This window comes from Terriglobia bacterium (assembly GCA_020072565.1).
GTDB lineage: Bacteria > Acidobacteriota > UBA6911 > UBA6911 > UBA6911 > JAFNAG01.
Genome location: JAIQGI010000027.1, coordinates 1 through 11,358, shown reverse-complemented (window position 1 = coordinate 11,358; position 11,358 = coordinate 1). Strand labels below are relative to the sequence as shown.

The 11,358-nt window shown below is 59.8% G+C and carries 7 protein-coding genes; 3 read left to right on the top strand and 4 right to left on the bottom strand.

Annotation, left to right across the window (positions count from 1 at the left end):
• The first annotated feature begins 126 nt into the window (after positions 1-126).
• The 3 genes from LAP85_17230 to LAP85_17220 all read left to right on the top strand — a co-directional run bounded on the left by LAP85_17230 (position 127) and on the right by LAP85_17220 (position 4,646).
• Positions 127-1,389 (top strand): aminotransferase class V-fold PLP-dependent enzyme, encoded by a 1,263-nt coding sequence (locus LAP85_17230; protein MBZ5498145.1) that lies wholly within the window; start codon positions 127-129, stop codon positions 1,387-1,389.
• A 283-nt stretch (positions 1,390-1,672) separates the two neighbouring features.
• Positions 1,673-2,245: a hypothetical protein gene (locus LAP85_17225; GenBank protein ID MBZ5498144.1), complete on the top strand. Its 573-nt coding sequence runs from the start codon at positions 1,673-1,675 to the stop codon at positions 2,243-2,245.
• Between the two features lie 100 nt (positions 2,246-2,345).
• Positions 2,346-4,646: a carbohydrate binding family 9 domain-containing protein gene (locus LAP85_17220; GenBank protein MBZ5498143.1), complete on the top strand. Its 2,301-nt coding sequence runs from the start codon at positions 2,346-2,348 to the stop codon at positions 4,644-4,646.
• A 174-nt stretch (positions 4,647-4,820) separates the two neighbouring features.
• Here the strand turns inward: LAP85_17220 and LAP85_17215 are convergent, their stop codons facing one another.
• The 4 genes from LAP85_17215 to LAP85_17200 form a co-directional block, all read right to left on the bottom strand.
• Positions 4,821-5,528: an NADP-dependent phosphogluconate dehydrogenase gene (locus LAP85_17215; protein MBZ5498142.1), complete on the bottom strand. Its 708-nt coding sequence runs from the start codon at positions 5,526-5,528 to the stop codon at positions 4,821-4,823.
• A 3-nt stretch (positions 5,529-5,531) separates the two neighbouring features.
• Positions 5,532-6,038 (bottom strand): PaaI family thioesterase, encoded by a 507-nt coding sequence (locus tag LAP85_17210; GenBank protein ID MBZ5498141.1) that lies wholly within the window; start codon positions 6,036-6,038, stop codon positions 5,532-5,534.
• A gap of 117 nt (positions 6,039-6,155) precedes the next feature.
• Positions 6,156-9,569, bottom strand: a complete 3,414-nt coding sequence (locus LAP85_17205; protein ID MBZ5498140.1) for a PDZ domain-containing protein — start codon at positions 9,567-9,569, stop codon at positions 6,156-6,158.
• A 178-nt stretch (positions 9,570-9,747) separates the two neighbouring features.
• Positions 9,748-10,842: a cytochrome b/b6 domain-containing protein gene (locus LAP85_17200; protein ID MBZ5498139.1), complete on the bottom strand. Its 1,095-nt coding sequence runs from the start codon at positions 10,840-10,842 to the stop codon at positions 9,748-9,750.
• Positions 10,843-11,358: the final 516 nt, after the last annotated feature.

Genomic DNA, 11,358 nt, shown 5'->3' with positions numbered 1-11,358 from the left:
ATGGGGGGAAGAGGTTTTGGCCCTTTTCAGCCCATACCTGCTCAGAAACATTGAACGGCGCCCGGTTTTGTGAAATAAAAGCATCCCGGATCCCGTTTATTCCCAATCTCACAAGGAGAAGCTACGATGGTATCGCGGCGAGGTTTTCTGAGGTCTTTGTCACTGGCAACGGCCTTGCCGGCCGTCCCTGCGCTGGCACAATGGGACTATGAAAAAACGAAGGCATTCACTATCGACTTTCCCAGGGATGGCGACCCCGCCTTCTGGAAAAAGATCCGCAAGATGTTCCTCGTGCCCGCGAACAAAGCGTTCTTCAACACCGGCACGCTGGGCGCTCAACCCGCCGTCGTCTATGATACGGTTGTCCAGCACATGCGCAAAGTGGCCGCTGACATTGCCGAATGGGACTACAAAGGCGACGATTGGATCTCCGGCTACGGCCCGCTCCCGGTCATTCGGGGCAAACTGGCTGCGCTGATGAACGCTTCAACCGAAGAGATTTCCCTGATCGAAAATGCCACCACCGGTATGGATATTGTTGCCAATGGCCTGGACCTGAACCCGGGGGACGAGATTCTCGGGACGGACCAGGAACACCCGGGCGGCCGGCATGGCTGGGACGTGAAGGCGAAGCGCTGCGGCGCGGTGTATCGCCAGGTGCCTATGCCGAGGCCGCCCCGTGATCCAGAGGAGATCGTCATTTCATTCCTGAACGCGTTTACCGGCAGGACCAAGGTCCTGGCCGTGCCGCACATCGTTTCCTCTTTCGGCACTGTCCTCCCCGTCAAAGAGCTGTGCGCGGCAGCGCGTGGTCGAGGCATGTTCACGATCATCGACGGCGCTCAGGCACTGGGCCACGTCGCCGTCGACGTCAAGGACATCGGCTGCGACGCCTATTATTCGAGCATGCACAAATGGCTGTGCGCCCCGGCCGGCAACGGTGTCCTTTACATCCGCGGGGAGCGGGCGAAGGACATCTGGACAACGCTCGCCAGCTCCCAGTGGGACAACCACCAGGATGAAGGATACCGGCTGCAGCAGCGCGGCACCGGGAACCTTTCGCTCCTGATGGGCCTGAACGCCGCTATCGATTTCCACAACAGGATCGGTCACGAGCGGGTTATGCGCCGAATCAAAGAGTTGGGCGATTATCTGCGGGCCGGCCTGCAGAAGATTCCCAGGGTGCAGATCAACACGCCCCTCCATCCGGCGATGTGTGCCGGAATCACCAACTACCAGGTCGATGGGCTGACAGGAACAACCATGCAGGACGCCTTGTGGATTAAGGGAATCCGCATTCGCGGCAACCGCCAGTCGACGCACATCTACAATAGCGAGGTGGAACTCGACGCAACGCTGACCACCATCCGCCAACTGGCCGGAGCATAGGCCTGAAGTCATTGCCGGCAAAGGACTCAGCCGCGGACCACACGGGTTTCCCGAAAAAACCCTTCGTGGAATCAGCCTGTTCCGTGGCCGGTTTTTTGTTGGTAGCCGAATCCTACTGTGATTGAATAGTGGCTTCATGACAATTGCTCTCGAGACCCGGGATCTGAAAAACCACTATCGCGTTCCGGCAACGCGCGCAGGCAGGCTGGACCGGATTCAAGCATTGCGCCATGATTGAGCGATTCCCCTTACACTATCCCTTTATCGCAGGATGAAGACGACGATGGAAGACCTCGAGAAATGCCTGCGCAGCATGACGCTGGCACCCTACATTTTCAGAGCCATGGCCCTGATCGGCGTTCCCGGCCGGGCCGGCAGCAACATGTTCAGGCACCAGATCAGCACGATGGGAATCCTGCTGGACTACAAGTTCATTGATCCTGTGCTTCTCAAGGCGTCCCTCATTCACGACCTATTCGAGGATGCCCTGGGCATGCCCGGAGTCAGCCGGGAAGACATTGTTCGCATCGATGAGGACGGACCGGCGGTGTATCAACTGGTTATGGAAGTAACCATACGTCTTGTTAATGGCGTCAAGGAGCCCAAAGCGGAGTACTTGACTCGACTCATGACGGCGGGCAGCCCCAAAGCCAAGATTCTGAAGCTCGCGGACCGGATCAGCAACATCATCTCGCTGGGATTCGTCCACGAGCAGGCGTTCGTGAAAAAGTACCTTAAGGAGACCAGGGACTTCATCCTACCTTACGCAGAGCAGATCAATGCGGACATGTTCCGCGAACTCTCCGATCTCGTTGAAGACAGGGAACAGAACCTGATATCCCGGCTTCCACTTTAAGTCGCGACGCGAAAACGGGGAGTTAAGATACGACTAAAATCTCCTCGCGCATTGCAGATCCGATTGGGTTATATTACGGCCTTCTTAATCGGAGAGTGACGTGATTACGTTATTATTGTGCCTCTTGCAGCTGCCACAACTCCCCAGCGCCGCGGCCTTGGAGGGGCGTGGCGCCCCGACGTTTACGATCCCGCGCATCGAGGCGGATCCTTCCATAGACGGTCGTCTGGATGAGCCGGCCTGGACTCAGGCGGCCAGGCTGGCCGGCTTTTCGCAGTACCAGCCCGTGGACGGCCGGCCTGCCGAAGAGCAGACCGAGGTGCTCGTCTTCTACACCCCCTCGGCACTCTATTTCGCCATCATCGCACATGATTCCGATCCCGGCTCGATCCGCGCTACGGTGGCGGATCGCGACAACCTGGGGAACGAGGATACTGTCACTATCTTCCTCGACACCTTCAACGATCGCCGCAGGGCGTTTTTCTTCGGTGTCAATCCCTTGGGGGCACAGGAAGACGGCGTGCAGACTGAGGGCGCTTTCAATGCAGGCAGTGCCTGGGGCGGCGGAAATTTCCAGGGCGGCACCCTGGACAAGAGCCCCGATTACAAGTGGGACTCGGCCGGGATGATCACCGAGCAGGGCTACATTGTCGAGATCCGCATCCCTTTCAAAAGCCTGCGCTACCCGGGCAATGGTCCGCAACGCTGGGGAATCAACATACAGCGCAAGGTGCAGCGCACCGGCTACGTGGACACCTGGACCGACGTGCGTCGCGCCAGCAACAGTTTCCTGGGCCAATCGGGTGCGATGGAAGGACTGCATGATCTGAAACGCGGCGTTGTGACCGAGGCACAGCCATTCATCACCGCAACGAAAGACGGGGCCAGAACACCGGATGGGAACTTCCAGCGGGAGAAGATCAAGCTGAATCCCGGCGTCAACCTGCGGCTTGGATTCACGAACATGTCAATTGACGCCACGGTAAATCCGGACTTCAGCCAGGTTGAGTCCGATGCCGGACAGGTGACCGTCAACCAGCGCTTTGCTCTCTTCTATCCGGAAAAACGTCCCTTCTTCCTCGAAGGGATCGAGTTGTTCTCCACTCCGAACCAGCTCGTCTACACAAGGCAAGTTGAGGACCCGATCACCGGTGCCAAGTTCACAGGCAAGTTCGGCCGTTTTGGCATTGCCTACCTTAACGCGGTGGACGACATCCCCGAAGGCGGCCACGCGGTTTTCAACATCACCCGTTTGCGAGCCGACCTGGGCGCCAATTCCCTTGCAGGCGTGACCTACACCGACAGGATCGCCACAGGCGACTCCAACCGTGTGGTGGCAGCCGACGCGCGCATTACCTTCAAAAAGCTGTACTACGTGCAGGGCCAGTTGGGCCGTTCCTGGAGCGACCTCGCCGGCGGGAACACCAGTTCCCCGCTTTGGAGCGCGGAGTTCGATCGCACCGGGAGAGCCTGGGGTTTCAACTACAAGCTCAATGGCATCGGCGAGTCGTTTGAGGCACGCTCCGGCTACGTGCCACGTAACAACATAGTTGAGGGGCACGCTTTCAACCGTTTTACCTGGTACGGCGAGCGCGGTGCGGTCCTGGAGAGCTTCAGCACCCACTTCGGCGCGCAGCGGATCTGGAATTATCGCGACTTCCTGAGCACGGCCTCGATCGAGGGCAACGAATCTGTCAGCTCCCAGGCCCAGTTGCGGGGCGGCTGGGACGTGAACGCCGAGTTCCAGCGGCAGTTCGTGCGATTTGACCCGTCGAAGTACACAGACTATCAAGTTCAGCGCTCCGGCGGGACGGTCGAAGCGTTTGCGGCACCTGAAATCCTGAGCGGCGCCTATGGTGCGAATTTCTCAGTGAGCACGCCCACGTTTCGCACGTTCGGCGGCCGTTTCGAGATCGGCCATGGCAAGAGCCCCATCTTCGACGAAGCCGCCAATGGGCGCGAGACGGTCGCCTCCCTGATTGCCAATCTGAGGCCAACGGATACCGTGCGTGTGGAAACCCAAGGGACAATCTCCTACCTGAAACGCGCCCGGGATGGGAGCGAGTTCGCCCGCACCATCATTCCGCGCGTGAAGATCGAGTATCAGCCCAGGAGATCCTTGTTCTTCCGTGTGATCGGAGAGTATCGCTCGCAGCGTCAGGCGGCGCTGGAAGACCCACGGACCGGTGACCCGCTGATCGTGAAAGGCGTGCCCAGCACGCCGGAAAGATTCAACGGCCTCCGCCTCGATCTGCTGGTCTCATATGAACCGACCCCGGGAACGGTCGCCTTTTTCGGTTACGGCAGCTCGCTGGATACCGATCGCACATTCGGAATTACCGATCTGCGGAGAACCAGCGACGGTTTCTTTCTCAAACTCGCGTATCAATTCCGCCGCTGATAGAGGGGGGATGAACGGCGGGCACGTAGAACATAGCGCGGCAGAGGCGCAGCCAAAAAACAACCGCAGCAGAGCGCAGGCCGGAGCTACAATCCAAGCAGCAGCCACGAGACCCACAAAAGGCACAAAGATGGCCGACTTTCCGTCATTCGTACGTTTCGTGGCTGCTCTGCGTTACTGATAGTATTCGGGGTGCCGCAGCGGTGTGGTCTCGGCATCCACATTCCGATTCTGCCTGCCGGCATTGGCGTGTCTCAGGATGTTCATGCCCTCGGCATAGGCTGCCATGAGGCCGTACTCGATTCCGTTGTGGACCATCTTTACGAAATGACCCGCACCCGGCGGTCCACAGTGAAGGTAACCTTCTTCGGCACTGCCGCTTGTCGCTTCGCGTCCCGTGGTGCGCGCCAGATTTCCGCGTCCCGGCGCCAGTGTCTTAAAGATGGGATCGAGATGCTCTACAACTGCGCGCGCGCCGCCGATCATTTGACAATACCCGCGCTCGAGTCCCCAGATGCCGCCGCTGGTCCCAACGTCCACGTAATGAAGACCACGCACCTGGAGTTCCCGGGCGCGCCGCACATCGTCGATGTAGTATGAGTTTCCGCCGTCAATGATGATGTCGCCTTCCCCCATGCGCGCCGTCAGGTCCTGCAACATTCTGTCTACTGCAGCTGCAGGGACCATCAGCCAGACCGCACGCGGAGGATTGAGCTTCATGATGAGATCGTCCAGCGATACGGCACCAACTGCGCCTTCCTTCACCAGCTGTCGCACTGTGTCCTGGTTGGTATCGAAGACCATGCACTGCTGCCCGCCGCGCAGCAGACGACGCACCATGTTTGCCCCCATTCGGCCGAGGCCGATCATTCCGAGTTGCAGATTTTAAATCTCAATCGTGGCCGGATCGTGATCGAAAGCAGTGACCTTCCATTCCTGCTCCGTCGCATCAAAATCCGCGATTTTGTCGATGGGAAGCTTCATGTATTTGCCGCTGCCGGTCGCGGCAATCTCACCATCGGACAGGATAATCTCTCCGGTTCCCTCAAAAAGACGACTCGTTTCATTCGTGATTCGCCCCACGACCTTCAGTTCCTGACTCAGCGGGATCGGCTTTTTGAACCTGACCGAGAACTCGAGGGTCACACCCCAGACCATCTCATCATATTGCATCATGATCGCCCGTCCGATCGTTTCATCGAGGATGGCGGCTGCAATGCCGCCGTGTAGGCGGCCGGGATAGCTCTGGTGGACCTCCGCCGGTTTGAAGATGCTCACGAGTTCGTTGTTCTCCAGTTCATAGAATGAGGCTTTGAGTCCATAGGGATTGCCCAGCCCGCAGACCAGGCACATCTTGCTGTTTTGCTGCTTCCGCGCTACTCGATGTCGCAACGAAGAATCCTCCGTTCCTGATCGTAAGTGATCAAGATGAAACCGCAGATGCACACGGATGACGGGAGGTGATTTTCTGTATCTATCCGTGTCCACCTGCGGATCCGGCATTTGCAATCAGTAAGGAGCGCGGCGCTTCCCCGTCGTCGGCGGCGGCGGTTCGTTCGCGAGCCGATTCACGGGGTGCTCCTTGAGCATCCTCAGCGTTTCCTGGACCGCGCGCTCGAGCTGCGGATCGCGTCCCGCGATCACGTCCTTCGGCAAGTTCTCCACGTCGACGTCGGGAGCCACGCCTTCGTTTTCCACAGCCCACCTGCCCTCGCGCGAGAAGAAGCCGCCTCGGGGTGCGATCATCGATCCTCCGTCAATGAATGCCGGAGTGTCGGCCGTGTGCACGAGTCCGCCCCAGGTACGCTTGCCGACGAGGAGGCCGATCTTCCGAAGCTTGAACATGTACGGCATCAGGTCACCGCCCGAGCCGGCCATCTCGTTAATGATCATCACTTTCGGGCCCCAGATGCCCGCTGCCGGACTGGTGAATGGATAGCGATTGCCCGCAACGTTGTTGAAGTAGCCATCGAAGTCGCGCTGCAACACGTCGATAATGTAGTCGGCGGCCTGGCCGCCGCCATTGTAGCGCTCGTCGATGATCGCGCCCTTCTTTTCCTGCTGGGCGAAGTAGTACCGATTGAAGCTCGTGTACCCCGGCTGTCCCGTGTTCGGCAGGTAGACATAGGCTAGCTGGCCATTGGAGAGCTTGTCCACGAGACGGCGGTTGTACTCCACCCACGCCCGCGTGCGCAGCCCTTGCTCGCTCGTCACCGGAATAACGGTAATCTGCCGGGCGCCCTCCATAACCGGGCGGCTGCTGATCGTGAGCACGGTCTGCCGGTTGGCCGTGCCGTCGAGCAGGCGGTAGATGTTGTCCGGCGCCCTCAACTCCATGCCGTTGATCGCGAGGATGTAGTCTCCGACCGCAACGTCCACGCCGGGCGATGCGAGCGGTGCGCGCAGATCCGGATTCCAGCTCTCATTGTCGTAGATCCTCGTGATCTTGTAGCGCCCGCTGTCGATCGTGAAATCGGCGCCGAGCAGCCCGCCGGGCGACTGCGGCACGGCCGGCATGTCGCCGCCGCGCACATATGAGTGCCCGATGGCGATCTCCGCACCCATGTTGTCGAGCAGGTAGTTGAGATCTGCCCGGTGCATCACGTAGGGCAGGAGCTGTCCATACATCTCCTTGTCCTTTGCCCAGTCGGTGCCATGCAGATTCGGCACATAGAGATAATCGCGCTGGTTGCGCCAGCCCTCGTTGAAGATCTGCTTGAATTCCTCCTTCGGATCAAGATACATGCGCAGGGTCACGTTGAGACGCCCCTGCCCGGCCTGCGGCGGCGTGCGATCGGCGTCCACCAGGAACAGGCTGGGACTCGTGCCGCCGCCCGCGCCCCCACGGCCGCCCCCACCGCCACCGCCGGCGCGGTACAACAATCTGCGGCCGTCAGCGCTGATGTCGTATTCCGCGACACCCGTGACAAACGAGGCCGCGCGACGGTCGCTCAATCGATAGCGGTTCAAGACGCTGCCGCCACCGCCGCCTGCACCGCCGCCGCGTCCGCCTCCTCCGGCAGCCTCCAGATAGTAAACCGTGCCCGCGAGGCCGGCTCGCAGCTGCGAGTACTGACGCTCCGGCACGCCGGGCACGGAAATGATGCGTTGCTGCAGTCCATCGGCATCGATCTGCACGGTGACGGGGGCCCGAGCACTACGGTCTGCCTGGGCGGGCTGATCACCGGTTTCTGCCGCCGCTGCACCGCCGCCGCGTCCGCCACGGCCTGAACCGCCACTGCCGGGCGCACTCGATACGCCGATGTCTTCGTCACTCTCCGGCAGCAGTGGGCTCGATTCGCCTTTCTTCAGAATCGCAAAGTACAGCCCGAAGGTCTCGCTATGGTCGTAAGAGGTCATGTCGAGCCATTGCGACGCCAGCCCGAAATCCGTTGAAGCCAGAAACCAGAGATACTTGCCGCTCGCGTCCCAGGCAGGCCAGACCGCGTCGGCCAGACCGTCGGTGACCTGCTTCGTCTCACCGGTCTCGACATTGCTCGCGAAAATCGCGTGATACAGGGACTGCAACCGGCTCGAGTAGGCGACCCACTTCGAGTCGGGACTCCAGACGGGGTTCAGAGTGCGCTGCGGCACCATCCAGGGATCATTGCCCACGACTTTGGCCTGGCCGTTCGCGACGTCGAGGACCCATACTTTCAGATTCGTATCGGTGTAAACGATTTTCTTGGAGTCGGGAGACCATGAGGGCGTGTAGTAGTGCGTCGGATTCGCCAGCGCGATCTCGCGGGGAGGCGTGAGCCCGTCCTGCGCTTCGATCACGAGCTTGTACTCCCCCGACTTGTCGCTGAAGTACGAGACGTATTTCCCGTCAGGAGACCAGGCGGGATCGCGTTCGGCCGACCCGCTCGAGTTGCTGAGGTTCCTGACGTCCCCTTTCTCGGCAGGAATCGTGAAGATCTCGCCGCGCGCCTCCACCACCACGCGCTTTCCGGTAGGAGAGAGCGCGATGTTCGACATGCGGCTGGTCACATCCTCCCACTTCGGCATCATCCACGGGAAATCGCCCGTCGCGGTAATATTCACGATGTGCTCTTTGCCCGTCTTCGGATCCAGTTCGTGGACGTAGCCCGCCTGCTCGAACACCACAGCGCCGGCACCCGAGTTGATCGCCTTGACATCGAAGTCGGTGAACTTTGTGACCTGCATCAGCCTCTTCGCCTTCGTGTCGTAAGCCCAGACGTTGGCCACGCCGTCGCGGTCCGAAATAAAGTACACCGCGTCACCTATCCAGACGGGGTCCACGTCCTTCGAGTCGGTCCAGGGTGGCGACACCAGGTCGAAGCTCTTGAGGTCGACAATCCAGATCGGGCGATTCTGCCCGCCACGGTAGTTGCGGCGCTCCTCATCCCACGAGTTGTTCATCCGGTAGGCGATGCGCGTGCCGTCAGCGGAAATTTTTCCTTGATAAGCGCGGGGCGGAGCCATGGGTTCCTCGACGCCCCCCTCTGCGGGCACCGTCCAGAAGCGCGGAGCGCCGCTTGGAGCCCACGTGGCGCGCGTGGAGGAGAAGAGGACCGCTTTGCCGTCGGGCGTCCACCCTTGGACGAGATCGGCGCCGGGGTGCCAGGTCAGACGACGTGGCTCCCCGCCCAGGGCCGGCACAACGTAGACGTCTGTGTTGCCTGCGTACTCGGCGCTGAACGCGATCCACTTTCCATCGGGAGAGAAATGAGGATTCACCGTCTGGCCCTGGAAACTGGTGAGGCGTCGGGCCACGCCGCCGGCACGTTCGACAATCCAGATGTTATTGGCGTATGCGAAGGCGATTTGCGTCGCGCTTACGGTCGGCGTGCGCAACAGGCGTGTCGCCCCACCGTCCGCTGTGGCAGCGAGTGACGCGAACAAAGTAAGTGCAAGCAGGGGAAGAAAGCGAATCTTCGCCGAAAAGGTGCACATCGACATTTGTTTGCCCTCCGGATGAGTTTGCCGCAACTTGTATCACGAAGCATGTGCGGCGGCAAGGCAATCCCAGCAGGGGAAAACCGGGTCGGAGGGCGGGGCGTCTCCCGATGCCGCGTTCAATGCCGCACCGGCAGACATGGGGTCAGAACGTACTGGATGTGACGGTCCTGCTGAGAAATCACGCCTCTCTCCCGGCAACGGAACCTTCAAGGCAGGTATCATGTCCGCGGATCCCGATCCTCTCCAGATATTTCTCAACAGTAAAGTAGCTGATGCCTGCCCGCTCCAGGCTGAACAGGATCGAGTCACCCTCCCCGGGGTCCACGATCACCGCGGCCATGTCCGCGGTCTCACCACAATTCGGACACCTGTGGGACTGACACTCGCAGGTGATTTCGAGCAGGTTTATCCGGGTGGCTACAACATGCTCGTTGTTGCAGTGGGAACAGCGAATCAGGGCCGGACGCTGCAGCGCTTGCCGGACCTTTTCGTGCTCCCTGGGGTTCTCTTCCTGGTCTTCAAAATGCTCCCGGTACCAGCGGCGATAGTGATGCTTGGCCCATTGGCGATCCACGTAGCCAGAAAACATACCTCCAAGCCCGACGCGAGTGCCTGGATTGACGAGTGCCATATAGATGTGCCCAAGCATCAGGGGAGTCGCCACCAGAGCCAGCCCCACGTGGACAATCCAGGAAAGGAAGGCGGGCCCAGGCATACAGAGCAACAAACCGGTCATGATGAATAGCGGACAGGTACACATCACCATCATGAAGTTCAGCTTTTCTGCGGCGTTGAATTTTCCTTGTTCCGGAAGAGTGATTTTCCGAATGACGGCAGCCGGCCCCATAAGGAGGAGCCACTTCAGATCGTCGATCGCCCAGGTCCATCCTTGCCTGATGTTGTACAGGTGGATCCGGTGGTCCCTTAGATTTCTCAGGACGGACTGGATGGGAAAGAAAATCAGGCAGGCGCCGGAGATCCGGTGGATCCATGAAAAGACATCCCGGGAAACGCTCTCGGAATGCAGGTTGTAGCCGAACATCAGAATTAGAGCGGTCGTGTAGCAGACCATGAACGGAACGGCAATCGACCAGTGGAGCACTCGCTCCGATTTTCGGAAGCGCAGGATCTGTCTGGGGGGAGTAGCGACTTCCGCCAGGGATCTGGAGGCCGCAGCCTTTGTGCGGGCCGGCGGCGGTGCGGCCGACAGGGGCCCGATCGCCAGGGGCCGAATTGCGGAATCGGTTTCTAACCTCAGAGATTCAACCTTCATTTATTCCTCCCTCCACCCTGGATCCGGCTCGATCGGAGCGGCACAGAGCAACTCCCGGAGTGATGACCATTCCGGCCAATGCCGAGCTTCCCCGATAGAGGCAGCAGTCTGCGGACCCATGCCCTGCGAAATGCGGAGCTACAACACCCGAGTATTGTCTGAATATTCGCACATTTCGATGCAATTTCTGTGACCCCGGTCACTGAACAAGGAATGGGGTGAAATGACGCGCTCAAGCCCATTGTCACCAGATTCAACTCGTGGCTAACATCACTTTATGAGCAACTGACGAGGTGCTTTTTCGAGTGCTGCGGTTCGACGGTGCTTTCGGGATTTCACAAACGTCTGTTATTCTCAGGCGAGACTTTGCTTTTTAACTAGCCTGGATTTCCACGGACAACCGTTCGCCTAAGCCCTGAAACTTCCGCTCCCGCGTTGCCGCCACGCCGGTGCGCGAAATTCCGGGCATTTCTATGGGTTGCCAAGCCCCTCAGCTCGTGCCAAGGGGGCTCATTA